This window comes from Microbacterium sp. ZKA21 (genome assembly GCF_050434165.1).
In the GTDB taxonomy this organism is placed as follows: domain Bacteria; phylum Actinomycetota; class Actinomycetes; order Actinomycetales; family Microbacteriaceae; genus Microbacterium.
This window is the reverse complement of record NZ_JBNPVV010000003.1, coordinates 36,294-51,166: the sequence shown is the minus strand read 5'-3', so window position 1 is coordinate 51,166 and position 14,873 is coordinate 36,294. Positions and strand designations below refer to the sequence as shown.

Here is a 14,873-nt window from a genome sequence, read left to right as displayed (position 1 = left end):
TCTCGTCGCGAGCGGGGGCCGACGCCGTCATACGCTGGGATCATGTCCCACTTCGTGAGCGCCGCCGAGCTGTCCGACCTGATCGATCGAGAGCCGCGGCTGCGGATTCTCGACGTGCGCTGGCGGCTCGGCGGTCCGGATGGCTACCCCGACCATCTCGCCGCCCACATCCCCGGCGCCGTCTACGTCGACCTCGAGACCGAGCTGTCCCGCCACGGGCGTCCGGACGAGGGACGCCACCCGTTGCCCGAGACCACGACGGTTCAGGATGCCGCGCGGCGATGGGGTCTGAACGACGGCGACGTGGTCGTCGTGTACGACGATTACCGGGGGCTCGCCGCCGCCCGCGCATGGTGGGTTCTCCAGCAGGGCGGTGTCGACGTCCGCGTCCTGGATGGCGGGTGGCCGGCCTGGCGCGCTGCCGGCCTGCCGGTCGAATCCGGCGCGGTCACGCACGAGTCCGGGACAGTGACGCTGACCGACATCGGGGGCGGGAGCCTCACGATCGACGAGGTCGCGGCCTTCCCGGCATCCGGAGTCCTGCTCGATGTGCGCGCCCCCGAGCGGTACCGCGGCGAGACCGAGCCGTACGATCCCGTCGCCGGGCACATCCCCGGCGCGATCAACCTGCCGACCGCCACCCACCTCGACGCGGACGGCAAGGCGCGCGGCACCGACGAGATCCGCACGAACCTCGCCGCGATCGGCGTCACGGCGCAGACGCCTGTGGCCGCGTACTGCGGTTCCGGCATCACCGCCGCGCACACCGCGCTGATGCTCGCCGAGACCGGCATCAACGCGCAGATCTTCCACGGATCGTGGAGCCAGTGGTCGAACACCCCCGGCCGCCCCGTCGTGACCGGGCCCGACCCGCGCTGATCGTGGCACTCGCCGCCAGCATGGAAGGAAAACGTCGGCTATCGCTGGTCAGAACCGGCGTTTGCCTTCCACGCTGATCCAGGTCGCGGCCGGGCCTGTTCAGCCCTTCAGCAGCACCGGCAGGACGGTGAGCGTCGTCGCCGCGAGCTTCACGCCGGCATCCGCCCGGGGTTCGCGCCACTTGCCTGCAGATGCGATACGAAGTATCAGGCGCAGACTCAGAGAAGTGGCGCAGAACCCGGCCTGTGCGCCCACAGGACCCGACCGCGCACAGGTGCGGGTCAGTCGCGCTCGCCGTATCCCCAGCGCAGCACCAGCATCCCCGGGCCGAACCGGCGGCGCACCTGCAGCACGCTCGAGCCGGAGTCGATCGTGAGCGGGGTGGTCACGATGCCGTCCGGCGTCTCCTCGACCTCCTCGATCCAGTCGGGCAGGGCATCCGGGTGGAAGCGGGTCCACAGCACGATGTCGCGAGCCTGGCGGGCGACGCCGTGCCCCGTCTCGCGGACCGACGGGTACCCGGGCGGCACGTCGAGCGCCCATTCGATCATCGTCATCTGCGCGCTGTCGACCGGCTGATCCAGCTCGAGCGAGAACCCATGCACCTCGCCGGACGCGTGCGAGTGTCGTGCCGTGATCCGTCCACCGCCCACGGCGCGGAAGGTCGGAGCCGGCGTGGAGATCCCCGGGGTGATGTCGACGTACGGCACATGCGTGAGCAGGCCGGACATCGATTGGAGCAGCGTCCTCGTCGTACGCGAGACGACGTCGCCGTCCGCGCCGACCTCCGTGACCGAGTGCGTGCTCACATCGCGGGCCAGATCGAACTGCGGAGCGCCGAGGGCACGGAAGACCTCGGTGACGGCATCCTCGAGCACGCCCTCGTGAAGCGGGAAAGCGGGCGGGCCGACCGGACCGACGCGCTGCGACGGCCCGACCAGGCTCTCCAGGGCGCCGCTGTCCAGGTGCAGCAACGTCTCGATGTCGGCGATCGCGGCCATCGACTGCGCGCCCTCCGGCCGACGAGCGCCCGAGCGCCAGTAGCTGAGTGTGGCCATCGACACCGCGTTGCCGTTCTCGCGCAGACGCTTGTTGAGCCACGCGAGCGTCACCCCGCGCGCGAGGACGGCGTCGCGCAATGCCTCCGCGAAGGCGTTGTCGCCGGCGTGAGAGTTGTTCTCCCTTGACATCACAGACCTCCCCCAGGTATGTGAACGGTGTTCTCGTAGATTCGAGCATACGGCCAGCTGCTTCCGTCTCGGGGCTCCAGAGGGAAGCAGTGGTCGCTGGGTCGTTCCACCCGCGAGCAGGAGCCCGAGCGCGGATGGGCACGACCGGCGCAGCGATGCCCCTATGCTGCGCGAGCGAGGAGTCCGGCGGTCCGCCTGGGGACGGACCGCCGGATTCCGACGCGATGCCCGTCCTGGGCGGGTGGGCCGCCGCATCTGCGCCGGTAGACTGGGACGGACCACCATCAGGACCGAGGATCCGTCATGTCTGCCCCCGCCCGCGCCTTCACGGTGCGACACATCCAGCTGCTGCGCGCGGCCTTCGCGGCGATCGCAGCGCTGATGGTGACGTTCTCCTCCGATCACTCCGCGGCCGTCGGCCTCGCGGTCTTCAGCGGGTTCGCGATCGTCACCGGCTTCGTCCTGGCACTCGGGGCCTGGCTGGTCGCCGAACCCGGTCGCCGTTGGCCGTACGTGCTGCTCGCCGTGATCGACGGTCTCGCCGGCATGGTCGCCGGCGTTCCGCTCTGGCGCACCGAGGACATGTTCTTCGTGGTCGTCATCTCGTGGGCGGTGCTCTCGGGCGTCGTCGAGATCATCGTCGGCCTGCGCGGACGTCGTGCGAACGACCCGCTCGCGCGCGACCAGCTGCTCATCGGTGGCCTCGGCATCCTGCTGGCCGCAGCTCTGCTGCTGATCCCGGCCGGCTTCTCTTCGGACTACACGGTCGATGATGCCGGCACGTTCCAGCTCACCGGCATCATCCTCGGCGTCGGGATGCTGGGTGGCTACGCCGCTCTCGTCGCGGTGTTCCTCGGGATCGCCGGGTTCACCCCGCTGCGCGACGACGCCCAGACCCCCGCCGCGGACGCGGCCCCGCTCTCCGGAGGTGCGGCATGACCGACGACAAGCCCACCCGCCGCGAGCTGCTGCGTCCGCTGCACCTGCTCGGCATCGCCGCGGCCGCCGGAATCTTCGCCGCCGTCGTGACGCTGATCTCGACCGGCGCCTTCACGTCGCGCGTGAACCTCGCGATCGCGAACGGCACGTACGAAGGGCTGAGCCCCGTGGCGCTCGGCCTCGTGGTGGGCGGCGGAGCGTTCATCGTCACCCTGCTCGGCATCGCGATGCTCATGCTCGCGGTCGACCCGGCCCAGTACAAGGACGACGAACTCGAACGCCCCGTGCTGTACGACGACGAGCCGGATGCCGAGGGCTCCGCGCCCGACAAGGCCTGAGCGCGCTCGAGCAGTCCGCTTCGGCGCGGCCGCTGTGTGCGCGCCACCGCTCGGTGCGGTCACGCTTGCGGTGGGATGCCGCGTGCGCAGGTCGCCGCTGACGTGACCGTTGCTGTGTTCGGTCACGCTTCGGGCGGGTGGGCGGATGCCGAGGTCACCCGAAACGTGACCGCACCGCGTCTCGGGTGCGATTCCTCGGCCCGAGACCCCTACCCCGCGGGCTACTTCGCGAGCTGTTCCGCGATGCCGGTGTAGGTCGCGGGGGTCAGCGCGAGCAGGCGCTGCTTCGCGGCATCCCCGATCTCCAGGGTCTCGACGAAGGCCGCCAGGTCCGCGGCGCCGACCCGGTTGCCGCGCGTGAGCTCCTTGAGCAGCGCGTACGGATCGGTGATCGTCGAGCGGCCGGCGACGACCTCGGCCCGGATGACGGTCTGGATCGCCTCGGCGAGAACCTCCCAGTTGCCGTCGAGGTCGTCCAGCAGCACGTCGCGGCGCAGCGAGATGGCGTTCAGGCCGCGGCGCAGGTTGTCGAGCGCGAGCAGCGAGTGCCCGAACGCGACGCCGATGTTGCGCTGCGTCGTCGAGTCGGTGAGGTCGCGCTGCAGGCGCGAGGTGACCAGGGTCTGGCCGAGCGTCGCGAGCAGGCCGCCGGCGATCTCGAGGTTGGCCTCGGCGTTCTCGAAGCGGATCGGGTTGATCTTGTGCGGCATCGTCGACGACCCGGTCGCACCGGCCACCGGGATCTGCGCGAAGTAGCCGAGCGAGATGTAGGTCCAGATGTCCGTGGCGAGGTTGTGCAGGATGCCGCCGGCGTGACGCACCCGGTCGTACAGCTCGACCTGCCAGTCGTGCGACTCGATCTGGGTCGTAAGGATGTTGAAGTCGATCCCCAGGCCCTCGATGAACGAGCGGGAGATCTCGGGCCAGTCGGCGTCCGGCTCGGCCGAGATGTGCGCCGACCAGGTGCCGGTCGCACCCGAGAACTTCGCCAGGAACTCGGATGCCGCGATCTGGCCGCGCACCCGCTCCAGGCGCCACGCGAAGACTGCGAGCTCCTTGCCCATGGTGGACGGCGTCGCGGGCTGCCCGTGCGTGCGGGACAGCATCGGCGCGTCCGCGTGCTCGACGGCCAGCTCGCGCAGCTTCGCGATCACGCCGTCCAGCGCCGGCAGCCACACGCCGAGCACGGCGCGCTTGACGGTGAGCGCATAGGAGGCGGAGTTGATGTCCTCGCTCGTGCAGGCGAAGTGGGTGAGCTCGGCGATCGCGTCGAGTCCGAGCGTCGACAGGCGGTCGCGCACGAGGTACTCGATCGCCTTGACGTCGTGCTGCGTGACCGCTTCCTTCTCGGCCAGCCAATCGATCTCGGCCTGGCCGAAGTCGCGGTAGAGGCCGCGCAGGCGCTCCTTGTCGGCATCCGACAGCGGGGCCGTCTCGAACAGCGAGCGGTCGGTGAGGGCGATCAGCCACTCGACCTCGACCTCGACACGGGCGCGGTTGAGTCCCGCCTCGGAGAGGAAGTCACCGAGACCGGCGACGGCGGCGGCATAGCGTCCGTCGAGCGGGCTGAGCGGCTGGGCGGGGAGCGGGGCGTGCGAAGTCAGGGGAGTCCTCCTGATCAGGGCCCCTCGAGTGCGGGGCGTCGTGCGGGCTGGCGCAGGGCCGGCTCGAGCTGGCGGAACAGGCCCCGGGTCGACGTCTCAATCATACCGAGCACGGCATCGAACATGTCCGGGCCCGCGTAGTACGGGTCGGGGACGTCCGTGACCTCGGTCTCCGGATCGAACGAGAGCAGCAGCGTGACCTTGCCCTCCTCGTCCTCGTCGTGCGCCCATTCGCGCAGGTTGCGTTCGTGCGTCCGGTCGAGTGCGACCACGAGGTCGTTCTCGCGGAAGGATGCCGCGGTGAACTGTCGCGCGCGGTGGCGCGAACCGTCGTAGCCGCGGCGCTCGAGGGCGGCGAGCGTGCGGTGATCGGCGCGCTCGCCGAGGTGCCAGTCTCCGGTTCCGGCGCTGCTCGACAGGATCCGGGGTCCGAGTCCCTGTCGTTCCGCGAGGTCGCGGAACACCACTTCGGCCATCGGCGATCGGCAGATGTTGCCGGTGCACACGAAGATGACGCGGAAGGGTTCCGGGTCGGTCATGGATTCCATTCTGCCGCCGCGCGACTGCTCCTGCACAGACCGGATTCCCGACGGCTTCTCCACCGGTGCCGCAGAGGGCGCGAGATCCCGCCGCGGAACAGGGGCGGTGGGCGCCAATCTGGGCGTCATGTACTCCACCGAGATCGCCAATGACTGGGCCCCGGAGCAGATCTGGGGCTGGCACGCCGCCCGTCGCTTCGTCAACGAGGCCATAGAAGGGCTCGAGGATGCCGGGGTCGCCCTCGTCCCTCTCGTCGCCGACACCGACTGGCAGGCGAAAGGCGTGCGCAAGCTGCACGAGACCATCGCGAGCCTGACCGCCGAGTGCGCATCGGCTGAATCGGCGCTGCGCGTGCGACTGTGGGAGCTGGAGGCCGCGCGATGAGCGACGACGACCTGCAGATCACCTACGGCGGTTCGATCGCGGTCGACACCGAGACGCTGCGGGACGTGGGGGTGCGGCTCGGTCCTGTCGCCGTGCGCGTCGGCCAGGCGGCGGATGCCGTGTGCACCGCGCATCGGCAGATCACCGACACGGCGGGACTCTCGAGCACGGTGAGCACCGTCGAGCTGTGGGCGGTGGGCGACCGCCTGGCCGCGTTGCGGGCCCGGATCGACGAGATCATCACCGGCACACTGCTCATGGCCGATGTCTACGAACTCGTCGAGCTGCGTACCGAGTACGAGGCGCTCGCGCTGGCGGACCCCACTGCTGCGGAGGCGCTCCTTCCGGACATCCTGGATCTCGAAGCCTCCGACGAACGGCTCGGCCCGATGGCGACCTATCTCCAGCAGACCTGGGAGGACCAGCGCTACGACGGCCTGGACGGTCAGTTCGACATCGCAACGACCGTGACGGGTGTGAACTTCGGGGCCATCACATCGATCGCCGCGATGCTCGGCAGCTCCGCCGTGTTCGGCACGCTTCCGGGGAAGGCGAAGCTCGACGGATGGCCGGACCCGGTCAAGGTCGCACCGGTGTTCACGACGCTCCCGGCGACGGCCCCTGCGTCGCTCGCCGACGGGCTGCGGCGGTTCCCCGAGGCGGAGGATGCCCAGGTGAAGGTCGAGAAGTACACCTTCGAGGACGGTACGGCGCACTATGTGGCGTACATCAAGGGCACGCAGTCCGGACTGTACGGTGCGAGCGAACCCTGGGACATGAAGTCCAACGCCGAGCTCTACACCGGTCAGGTCTCGGCCTCGTACCAGGCGACGCTCGACGCGCTGCATCAGGCGGGTGCCGAAGCGGGCGACGTCGTCGACGTGTACGCGCACTCGCAGGGCGCCATGGTCGGTTCGTACCTCGCCATGGGGGACGAGTTCGACGTGCAGATGCTGGTGACGGCGGGCAGCCCGGTGCAGCCGACGCTGCGGGACGATCAACTCCTCATCCAGCTGCGTCACACCGACGACGTCGTGAACGCGCTCGCCGGCGGCGGATCGCAGGGCGGCACAGGGTCGCCGGACAGCATGGTCGTTCAGCGCGAGGGCGACCCGATGCCGAGCATCAAGGATCTGATCCTCGAGCCGCACATGATGGACACCTACATCGAGACCGCCGAGCTCGCCGATGCGTCCGGCGATCCGCGCCTGGAGGCCTACCTCGAGCGGCTCAGAGCGCTGGCGAAGGCCACCACCATCGAGTCGACCGAGTACGTCGCCGATCGGACGGGAGGGGCCGAGTGATCGCTCAGACCGAACTGCGCTTCTTCTGCGGGCGGAGGATGAAGCCGAACACGGCGTTGATGATCGAGATCACGAGCGCGCCGACGATCACCCACCAGAAGTCGCCGACCGACACGCCCCAGCCGAAGCCGGTCGTGATCCAGGCGGTCAGCCACAGCAGGAAGCCGTTGATCACGAACCCGATGAGGCCGAAGGTCAGGATGTACAGCGGGAACGCAATGATCTTCACGATCGTGCCGACGATGGTGTTCACCAGAGCGAACAGCGCCCCCACCAGCAGCAGGGTGAGCACCATCTGCAGGTCGCCGCCCGGCGGGAACGGGCGCACCGTGATCTCGAGCGCGGGGATCAGCGCGGCCACCCAGAAAGCGAAGGCGTTGATGACGACCTTGACGATGAAGCGCATGATCCGACCAGTCTGTCACGCGAACCCGGGCCCGTGCCACGGTTTCGGCCGGTAAACTGGCACGGACCCGCCCGCCTGCGCCGTATGGCCGACGAGCCCTTGAGGAGCCGCTTATGCTGACGCTCCTCGCGGTCTTCCTCCTCGCCTCCCTGCTCCTGCCTGCGCTCGTGCGCTGGCTCGGTGCGCAGGCGTTCGCGATCGCCGCGCTCGTTCCGGCGGCGGCGTTCGTCCACGCGCTCGTCCTCACGCCGCAGGTGCTCGACGCCGACACGACGCCGTTCGAGTCGATCGCGTGGATCCCTCAGCTCGGCCTGAACCTGTCGATGCGCATGGATGTGCTCGCCTGGGTCATGACGCTCATCGTCACCGGTGTCGGAGCGCTCGTGCTGCTGTACTGCCGGTGGTACTTCCACGACAGTGCAGCAGGACTCGGCCAGTTCGCCGCGGTGCTGCTCGGCTTCGCCGGCGCGATGTACGGCCTCGTCCTCACAGACGATCTCGTCATGCTCGTGATGTTCTGGGAGCTCACCAGCATCCTGTCCTACCTGCTGATCGGGCACTACCGCGGCCGTGCGGCCAGTCGTCGTGCCGCTCTGCAGGCGCTGCTGGTGACGACGCTCGGCGGACTCATCATGTTCGTCGGGGTCGTCCTGCTGGTGGTGGATGCCGGGACCTCCAGCATCTCGGCCATGCTCGCCGACCCGCCCACCGGCCCGGTGGTGAACGCCGCGATCGTCATGCTCCTCGTCGGGGCACTCAGCAAATCGGCGATCTTCCCGTTCCACTTCTGGTTGCCGGGCGCGATGGCCGCACCCACCCCGGTCAGCGCCTACCTGCACGCGGCGGCCATGGTGAAGGCGGGCATCTATCTGATCGCGCGCTTCGCGCCGATCTTCGCGCTGAGCGAGCCCTGGCGCCCGATCGTCATCTCGCTCGGCGTGTTCACGATGCTGCTCGGCGGCATCCAGGCGCTGCGCGAGACCGACCTCAAGCGCGTTCTCGCGTTCGGCACGGTCAGCCAGCTCGGCTTCTTCACCGTCGTCGTCGGCTACGGCACACAGGCGTCAGCGCTCGCCGGAATCGCTCTCGTGATCGCGCATGCCCTGTTCAAATCCGCGCTCTTCCTCATCGTCGGCGTCATCGACCGGCAGCTGTCCACGCGTGACATCACCGAGCTCTCCGGCGTCGGCCGGCAGGCGCCGGTCATGGCCACCGCCGCGTTCATCTCGATCGCGTCGATGATGGGAATCGCGCCGACCATCGGCTTCGTCGCGAAGGAGTCCGCCCTCACCGCGCTGCTCGACGATGCGCTCGCCGGATCCGCCTGGGGCATCGTGGCCATCATCGGGGTCTCGCTCGGAGCCGTGCTCACGGCGGCCTACGGCATCCGATTCCTGTGGGGAGCCTTCTGGACCAAGCGCGATGCGCAGGGCGACCGGATGCCGGAGACTCCGTGGCCCGACCCGCCGGTGGGCTTCCTGTCGGCGCCGATCATCCTCGCCGGTGCGACGCTCGCGGTCGGCATCGGGGCCCCGGCGGTCGATGTCGCGCTGCACGGGTACGCGGTCACGGCGACGCAGGGACTGGGCGACGCGGGCCCAGGGCATCTCGCGCTCTGGCACGGGTTCGAGCCTGCGCTCGCGATCTCGATCGTGTCGATCCTGGCCGGCCTCGGCGTCTTCCTGCTGTCCCGACGCACGGGGTGGGACCGCAAGCCGCGGATGCTGCCGTTCACGGCATCCGACGCGTACTACCTCATCACCCGCAGCGTCGACCGGCTCTCGGTCTTCACGACCTCGCTCACGCAGCGCGGTTCGCTGCCGGTGTACGTCGGCACGGTCTTCATCGTCCTCGTGGTGGCCGAGATCACGGCGCTGCTCGCGGCGGATGTCGATCAACTCAACCTGTCGGCCTGGCACACGCCGACGCAGATCGTCGTCGCGCCGATCATGGCGGCCGCCGGCATCGTCGCGGTACGCGCCCGCAAGCGCTACACCGGCGTCGTGCTCGTGTCCGTGACGGGTCTGGGCATGGTCGTGCTGTTCGCCACCAGCGGCGCCCCCGATCTCGCGCTCACGCAGATCCTCGTCGAGACCGTCACGATGGTCACGTTCGCTCTCGTGCTGCGGCGGCTGCCGGCGCGGATGGGCGAGCACAACGCTTCGGTCGGACGCGTGCCGCGTGCCGTCCTCGGCATCGCGGTCGGCGTCACCATGGCCCTCGTCGCGATCGTGGCCACGCAGTCGCGGGTGGCCGACCCGATCTCGCTGCTGTTCCCAGAGCTCGCCTACGATCTCGGCCACGGCAAGAACGTCGTCAACGTCGCCCTCGTCGACCTGCGCGGCTGGGACACCATGGGCGAGCTCTCGGTGCTCGTGCTCGCCGCGACCGGCGTCGCGTCGCTCGTGTTCGTCACGCATCGCGCCGATCTGCTCGCGGCTACGCGGACCCTGCCGCGGTCGACCAGACGCAAGGCGCGGCTCAACCCTCTCGTCGAGACGACGGACGGCGTGCGATTCCAGACGGCCGAGAACCGCAGTGCGCCGCGGGCCTGGCTCGTCGGCGGGCAGAAGATGAAGCCCGAGAACCGGTCGATCCTGCTCGAGGTCATCGTCCGCATCCTGTTCCACACGATCATCGTGGTGTCGATCTACCTGCTGTTCGCCGGGCACAACAGCCCCGGCGGTGGTTTCGCCGGCGGTCTCGTCGCCGGAATGGCGCTCGTCATGCGCTACATCGCCGGCGGACGCTGGGAACTCGGCGCCGCCGCCCCCACGGATGCCGGTCGGCTGCTGGGCGCCGGGCTCATCGTCGCGGTCGGCACGGCCGTGGTGCCGCTGTTCTTCGGTCTCGCACCGCTGACGAGCTCGTTCTGGGAGTGGGAGATCCCGCTGATCGGCCATGTCGAGTTCGTGACCTCGACGATCTTCGACATCGGCGTCTACCTCGTCGTGATCGGTCTGGTGCTGGACGTGCTGCGCAGCCTCGGTGCCGAAGTCGACAAGCAGGCGCTCGATATGCGCGCGCGGGGGGTGAACGTCTGATGGACGTCTCGCTGACCCTGATCGTCGTCATGGCGGTGCTGTTCGCGTGCGGCGTGTACGCGATGCTCGAGCGCAGCCTCACCAGGGTGCTCATCGGATTCCTGCTACTGGGCAACGCCACGAACCTGCTGCTGCTGATCGTGATGGGCGTACCGGGGAACGCGCCGTTCTACGGCGAGACCGATGTGAGCGATCCGCTGCCGCAGGCGCTCACGCTCACGGCGATCGTGATCACGTTCGCCGTCTCCGCTTTCCTGCTCGCGCTCATCTACCGCTCCTGGCAGCTCGGCCAGGCGGACACGGTCGAGGACGACGAGGCCGACATCGCGCTGCGCGAACGCACGGATGCCGACGAGGACGTCCTCGACGACGAGGGCGACACCCAGGACGAAGACGTCACCACGGACTTCGTCGGCGTGCAGACCGCGCCGATCACCGTGCTGCACACGCGTGACCACCCCTCCATCCAGGACGACGCTCCGGTGGATTCGCCCTACGGCCCGCGCCGGACCGACGACGGGGAGGACCGCCCGTGAGCGCCCTCGTCCCGCTTCTCGTCGCGCTGCCGCTGCTCGGCGCCGCCATCACGCTCGTGTTCGGGCGCAGCCCGCGGTTGCAGATCTTCGTGACCGCGGCGACGCTCTCCGCCGTGGCGGTGATCGCCGCGATCCTCCTCGTCGTCGTCGACGCGGGCGCCCCCCTGGCCGTGTCGGTCGGCGGCTGGCCGGTGCCCTTCGGCATCATCCTGTACGTCGACCGACTGGCCGCGCTGCTCGTCCTGGTTTCCAGCATCGTGCTCGTCGCGGTCCTGCTGTTCTCGATCGGTCAGGGCGCCGCGGACGGCACGGACGAGACGCCGATCTCGATCTTCAACCCGTCGTACCTGATCCTCGCCGCCGGCATCTTCAACGCCTTCATCGCCGGCGACCTGTTCAACCTGTACGTCGGGTTCGAGATCCTGCTGGTCGCCTCGTATGTGCTGATCACGCTAGGAAGCACGGAATCCCGCATCCGCACCGGTGCCGTGTACATCGTCGTGTCGCTGGTGTCGTCGATCCTGTTCCTCGCGTCGATCGCCATGATCTACGGCGCGCTGGGCACCGTGAACATGGCGCAGATCGCCGAGCGGATGACCGAGCTCCCGCAGGAGACGCAGCTCGTGCTGCATCTGATGCTCGTGGTCGCGTTCGGGATCAAGGCGGCCATCTTCCCGGTGTCGTTCTGGCTGCCCGACTCGTATCCGACCGCCCCGGCCCCGGTCACGGCGGTGTTCGCCGGATTGCTGACCAAAGTCGGCGTCTACGCGCTGATCCGCACCGAGACGCAGCTGTTCGCCGAGAACAGCATCGACACGCTGCTGCTGATCGTGGCGTTCGCGACGATGATCGTCGGCGTGCTCGGCGCCGTGGCGCAGGCCGAGCTGAAGAGAATCCTGTCGTTCACGCTGGTCAGTCATGTCGGCTACATGATCTTCGGTCTCGCGATCGCGACGCCCGCCGCGATCGGCGCCACGGTGTACTACATCGTCCACCACATCGTCGTGCAGACGACCCTGTTCCTCGCGGTCGGGCTCATCGAGCGAAGAGCGGGAAGCACCAGCATCCTGCGGGTGAAGGGCCTCATGAAGGCGGCGCCGGTCCTGGCGGTGCTGTACTTCGTCCCGGCGATCAACCTCGGAGGGCTCCCGCCGTTCTCGGGCTTCATCGGCAAGTTCGCACTGTTCGAGGCGGCGGCGTCCGTCGGCACCCCGATCATGATGGTCCTGATCTTCGGCGGCATCATCACCTCGCTGCTGACGCTGTACGCGCTCATGCGCGCCTGGAACCTCGCGTTCTGGCGCGAGGAGGAGGACTCCGCCGAGACGGACGGGCGCATCTCCTACCTCGGCAACGCGCCGGCAGCCGACGAGCAGCAGGAACGCCGCCGCATCCCGAACATCATGACGGTCGCGACCGGCGGCATGGTGGCGGTGACGGTGGCGCTGACCGTGTTCGCTGGCCCTCTGTACGCGCTGTGCGACCGCATCGGCGATGCGCTGCTGCAGCCCGTGAGCCTCGTGCAGCTGGAAGAGGAGGTGTCGCCGTGAGCCCGGACACGCGTCCCGGCCTGCTCAAGGCCGTCCTGCTCCAGCTCCCCTTCCTGGCGTGGCTCGTCGTGCTCTGGATGCTGCTGTGGGGCCAGTTCACCGTGCTCGCGCTCGTCACGGGTCTCGTCGTGGCGATCTTCGTCACCCGCGTGTTCCGCCTGCCGACCATCGAGCTGAGCGGCCGGATCAACCTCTGGTACGGGGCCCTGTTCCTGGTGCAGTTCCTGTTCGCGGTGCTCCGCGGCGCGCTCAGCGTGACGCTGCAGGTGTTCGACTTCCGCCACCAGCCGGGGGCGGCGATCATGGCCGTGCCGCTGAGATACGCCGACGATCTGGTGATGACGCACGTCGCGGTGACGTCGTCGCTGATCCCCGGCTCGCTCATCGTCGAGGCGGACCGCGACCGCCGCATCCTCTATCTGCACGTCATCGGCGTGCGCAGCGTCGCCGACGTCGACCGCCAGCGCGAGCAGGTGCTGCGCTGGGAGCGGCGGATCGTGCGTGCGCTCGGCAGCCCCGCGCAGTATCGTGCGCTCAGAGACGACGAGCGCGCGCTCGCGGGAGGTGGGCGATGAGCATTCTCCTGACCGTGATCCTGGTGGTGTTCGGCATCGCCGCGATCCTCGCCGTCGTCCGGATCGTCCGAGGGCCGTCGATCCTGGACCGTGCGGTGGCCTCCGACGTGCTGCTCACCGAGGTGATGTGCGTGCTCGGCGCCGAGATGGCGATCAACGGTCACACCCGCAGCATCCCGGTGCTGCTGATCATCGCCGCCGTCGGCGTCTTCGGATCCATCTCGGTCGCTCGGTACGTCGCCAGAAGGGACAACACGACACCATGAACGTCTTCGGCCTCGAGATCCCCGACGTCATCGTCGACTGGGCCGTGCTCATCCTGATCCTGTGCGGCGCGCTGCTGTGCCTCTCCGCCGCCGTCGGCCTGCTGCACTTCCACGACGTGCCCTCGCGGCTGCACGCGGCGACGAAGCCGCAGGTGCTCGGGCTGCTGCTGATCTGCATCGCGATCGCACTGTCTCAGCGATCGGTCGGCGGAATCCTCGTCGGCGCGGCGCTGGTGGCGCCGGTGGTGCTCATGCAGTTCGCCACGGCGCCGCTGTCGGCGCATATGGTCGGGCGGCAGGCCTATCGCAACGGGACGACCGATCAGCGGCACCTCGTCGTCGACGATCTGGCCGAGGCGAAGCAGACCCCGCCAGGCGCGGGGTGAATCGGAGGAGAGCGATGTCAACGCCTGCAGGATGGTACGACGCGGGAACGCCCGGGCATCAGCGGTGGTGGGACGGTGTCCAGTGGACCGCGCAGGAGCGGGTGGCGCCCGTCATCGCACCGCCGATGGGCTGGTACCCCGTGCCGGGCACGTCGGACATCCGGTGGTGGGACGGCACGGCGTGGACGCCCTACCGTGTTCGCGATGGTCGTCCGAAGCCGGATGCCTTCGCGATCGAACCGGCGGCGACCGGCATCGTGCTCGGCATCGTGTTCCTGCTTCTGGCGACGATGCAGGTTCTCACCGGGCTGATCTCGAGCAACGGCGCGTTCCCGCTAGTGGCCGTCCTCATGGCCGCGGCCGGAGCGGTCTGGCTCATCGGCGGCATCAGCACGAACGGACTGCGTCGGTTGCCGGCACCGCAGGGGGCGCCCTTCGCCGAGATCGTCGTACGGCCGCTGCCCGGCGATGTCGAAGGGCAGGGCGCCGGCTGGTACCCGGTCACCGGACAGGCCGGCAGATGGTGGACCGGCGCGCGCTGGAGCTGGTACGTCGGCATGAAGATCGGCGTGCGCCCCGGGCACTTCGGCCCGCGCAGCTATCGCATCTCGATGATCGCGGGGTGGGTTCTCGCCGCGATCGCTTTCCTCGCCCTCGCCGTCGGTGCGCTCGGCATCGGCATCGGCCTCGCCGCCTCGGGGGACGACATCCTCGCGGGCCTGCTCGGGTTCCTCGGCATCCCGTTCGGCCTGATCCTCGCCGGGCTGGCGCTGTTCATCCTGCTGCTCACGCGGTCGCGACGCTACGCGATGGTGCTGCCGGAAGGACCGCCGCCGGTGCGCTGATCCGGTCGGCGCGGCCGTCGCGGTGAGGTGCACATTCACCGATGCAGGCGATCGCCCACATCCGCACAGGCGGACGTTCGGTCACAC

Annotated in this window: 17 protein-coding genes; 12 read left to right on the top strand and 5 right to left on the bottom strand. The window is 69.2% G+C overall.

Annotated features, from left to right (window positions below):
- The first annotated feature begins 42 nt into the window (after window positions 1-42).
- Entirely contained in the window at window positions 43-879 is an 837-nt protein-coding gene (locus tag M2317_RS07510) for a sulfurtransferase (protein WP_429458818.1), read from the top strand.
- 99 nt (window positions 880-978) lie between these two features.
- On the opposite strand, the gene M2317_RS07505 is transcribed toward M2317_RS07510, so the two are convergent.
- Together M2317_RS07505 and M2317_RS07500 are read right to left on the bottom strand one after the other, a co-directional pair.
- Window positions 979-1,134, bottom strand: a complete 156-nt coding sequence (locus M2317_RS07505) for a hypothetical protein (RefSeq protein ID WP_429458817.1) — start codon at window positions 1,132-1,134, stop codon at window positions 979-981.
- 26 nt (window positions 1,135-1,160) lie between these two features.
- Complete coding sequence (locus tag M2317_RS07500; RefSeq protein WP_429458815.1) at window positions 1,161-2,069, bottom strand: hypothetical protein; 909 nt, start codon at window positions 2,067-2,069, stop codon at window positions 1,161-1,163.
- Window positions 2,070-2,372: 303 nt separating this feature from the next.
- Here M2317_RS07500 and M2317_RS07495 point away from each other — a divergent pair, with 303 nt between their 5' ends.
- Window positions 2,373-3,008: an acyl-CoA synthetase gene (locus tag M2317_RS07495; protein WP_429458814.1), complete on the top strand. Its 636-nt coding sequence runs from the start codon at window positions 2,373-2,375 to the stop codon at window positions 3,006-3,008.
- On the top strand, window positions 3,005-3,346 hold the full coding sequence (locus M2317_RS07490; RefSeq protein ID WP_429458812.1) for a hypothetical protein: 342 nt from the start codon (window positions 3,005-3,007) through the stop codon (window positions 3,344-3,346). The genes M2317_RS07495 and M2317_RS07490 overlap by 4 nt, the downstream gene beginning before the upstream one ends.
- Window positions 3,347-3,567: 221 nt before the next feature.
- Here M2317_RS07490 and purB read toward each other — a convergent pair whose 3' ends face one another.
- Window positions 3,568-4,965 (bottom strand): adenylosuccinate lyase, encoded by a 1,398-nt coding sequence (purB, locus tag M2317_RS07485; RefSeq protein ID WP_429459551.1) that lies wholly within the window; start codon window positions 4,963-4,965, stop codon window positions 3,568-3,570.
- Window positions 4,965-5,489, bottom strand: coding sequence for a low molecular weight protein-tyrosine-phosphatase (locus tag M2317_RS07480; protein ID WP_429458810.1), 525 nt, complete (start codon window positions 5,487-5,489; stop codon window positions 4,965-4,967). Before M2317_RS07480 ends, purB begins: the two co-directional genes overlap by 1 nt.
- Here M2317_RS07480 and M2317_RS07475 point away from each other — a divergent pair.
- The gene (locus M2317_RS07475) at window positions 5,488-5,874 is read left to right on the top strand and encodes a hypothetical protein (RefSeq protein ID WP_429458808.1); all 387 of its coding nucleotides are present in this window, start codon (window positions 5,488-5,490) and stop codon (window positions 5,872-5,874) included. The two genes, M2317_RS07480 and M2317_RS07475, sit on opposite strands and share 2 nt — an antisense overlap.
- Window positions 5,871-7,178, top strand: a complete 1,308-nt coding sequence (locus M2317_RS07470) for a hypothetical protein (protein WP_429458806.1) — start codon at window positions 5,871-5,873, stop codon at window positions 7,176-7,178. The genes M2317_RS07475 and M2317_RS07470 overlap by 4 nt, the downstream gene beginning before the upstream one ends.
- Before the next feature lie 4 nt (window positions 7,179-7,182).
- Here the strand turns inward: M2317_RS07470 and M2317_RS07465 are convergent, their stop codons facing one another.
- Window positions 7,183-7,584 (bottom strand): phage holin family protein, encoded by a 402-nt coding sequence (locus M2317_RS07465; RefSeq protein WP_429458804.1) that lies wholly within the window; start codon window positions 7,582-7,584, stop codon window positions 7,183-7,185.
- 113 nt (window positions 7,585-7,697) lie between these two features.
- Between M2317_RS07465 and M2317_RS07460 the strand changes: the two genes are divergently transcribed.
- From M2317_RS07460 to M2317_RS07430, 7 genes are read left to right on the top strand one after another with little or no spacing between them, the layout of a single operon-like run.
- A complete protein-coding gene (locus M2317_RS07460; RefSeq protein WP_429458803.1) occupies window positions 7,698-10,628 on the top strand; it encodes a Na+/H+ antiporter subunit A in 2,931 nt (976 codons plus the stop codon).
- Entirely contained in the window at window positions 10,628-11,164 is a 537-nt protein-coding gene (locus tag M2317_RS07455) for a Na(+)/H(+) antiporter subunit C (protein WP_429458801.1), read from the top strand. The genes M2317_RS07460 and M2317_RS07455 overlap by 1 nt, the downstream gene beginning before the upstream one ends.
- Window positions 11,161-12,714, top strand: coding sequence for a Na+/H+ antiporter subunit D (locus tag M2317_RS07450; protein WP_429458800.1), 1,554 nt, complete (start codon window positions 11,161-11,163; stop codon window positions 12,712-12,714). Before M2317_RS07455 ends, M2317_RS07450 begins: the two co-directional genes overlap by 4 nt.
- The gene (locus M2317_RS07445; protein ID WP_429458798.1) at window positions 12,711-13,289 is read left to right on the top strand and encodes a Na+/H+ antiporter subunit E; all 579 of its coding nucleotides are present in this window, start codon (window positions 12,711-12,713) and stop codon (window positions 13,287-13,289) included. Before M2317_RS07450 ends, M2317_RS07445 begins: the two co-directional genes overlap by 4 nt.
- Window positions 13,286-13,555 carry a monovalent cation/H+ antiporter complex subunit F gene (locus tag M2317_RS07440; protein ID WP_429458796.1) on the top strand — a complete coding sequence of 90 codons (270 nt, stop codon included), beginning with the start codon at window positions 13,286-13,288 and terminating at the stop codon, window positions 13,553-13,555. Before M2317_RS07445 ends, M2317_RS07440 begins: the two co-directional genes overlap by 4 nt.
- Window positions 13,552-13,941 (top strand): monovalent cation/H(+) antiporter subunit G, encoded by a 390-nt coding sequence (mnhG, locus tag M2317_RS07435; RefSeq protein WP_429458795.1) that lies wholly within the window; start codon window positions 13,552-13,554, stop codon window positions 13,939-13,941. Before M2317_RS07440 ends, mnhG begins: the two co-directional genes overlap by 4 nt.
- 14 nt (window positions 13,942-13,955) lie before the next feature.
- Window positions 13,956-14,786 carry a DUF2510 domain-containing protein gene (locus tag M2317_RS07430; protein WP_429458794.1) on the top strand — a complete coding sequence of 277 codons (831 nt, stop codon included), beginning with the start codon at window positions 13,956-13,958 and terminating at the stop codon, window positions 14,784-14,786.
- Window positions 14,787-14,873 lie beyond the last annotated feature (87 nt).

Excerpts from the sequence above, each read along its gene's own strand:
- M2317_RS07500 (WP_429458815.1), bottom strand. The coding sequence starts at position 2,069 with ATGTCAAGGGAGAACAACTCTCACGCCGGCGACAACGCCTTCGCGGAG.
- M2317_RS07465 (WP_429458804.1), bottom strand. The coding sequence starts at position 7,584 with ATGCGCTTCATCGTCAAGGTCGTCATCAACGCCTTCGCTTTCTGGGTG.
- M2317_RS07470 (WP_429458806.1), top strand. The coding sequence starts at position 5,871 with ATGAGCGACGACGACCTGCAGATCACCTACGGCGGTTCGATCGCGGTC.
- mnhG (WP_429458795.1), top strand. The coding sequence starts at position 13,552 with ATGAACGTCTTCGGCCTCGAGATCCCCGACGTCATCGTCGACTGGGCC.
- M2317_RS07455 (WP_429458801.1), top strand. The coding sequence starts at position 10,628 with ATGGACGTCTCGCTGACCCTGATCGTCGTCATGGCGGTGCTGTTCGCG.
- M2317_RS07475 (WP_429458808.1), top strand. The coding sequence starts at position 5,488 with ATGGATTCCATTCTGCCGCCGCGCGACTGCTCCTGCACAGACCGGATT.
- M2317_RS07430 (WP_429458794.1), top strand. The coding sequence starts at position 13,956 with ATGTCAACGCCTGCAGGATGGTACGACGCGGGAACGCCCGGGCATCAG.
- M2317_RS07510 (WP_429458818.1), top strand. The coding sequence starts at position 43 with ATGTCCCACTTCGTGAGCGCCGCCGAGCTGTCCGACCTGATCGATCGA.
- M2317_RS07460 (WP_429458803.1), top strand. The coding sequence starts at position 7,698 with ATGCTGACGCTCCTCGCGGTCTTCCTCCTCGCCTCCCTGCTCCTGCCT.
- M2317_RS07440 (WP_429458796.1), top strand. The coding sequence starts at position 13,286 with ATGAGCATTCTCCTGACCGTGATCCTGGTGGTGTTCGGCATCGCCGCG.
- M2317_RS07480 (WP_429458810.1), bottom strand. The coding sequence starts at position 5,489 with ATGACCGACCCGGAACCCTTCCGCGTCATCTTCGTGTGCACCGGCAAC.
- M2317_RS07490 (WP_429458812.1), top strand. The coding sequence starts at position 3,005 with ATGACCGACGACAAGCCCACCCGCCGCGAGCTGCTGCGTCCGCTGCAC.
- M2317_RS07495 (WP_429458814.1), top strand. The coding sequence starts at position 2,373 with ATGTCTGCCCCCGCCCGCGCCTTCACGGTGCGACACATCCAGCTGCTG.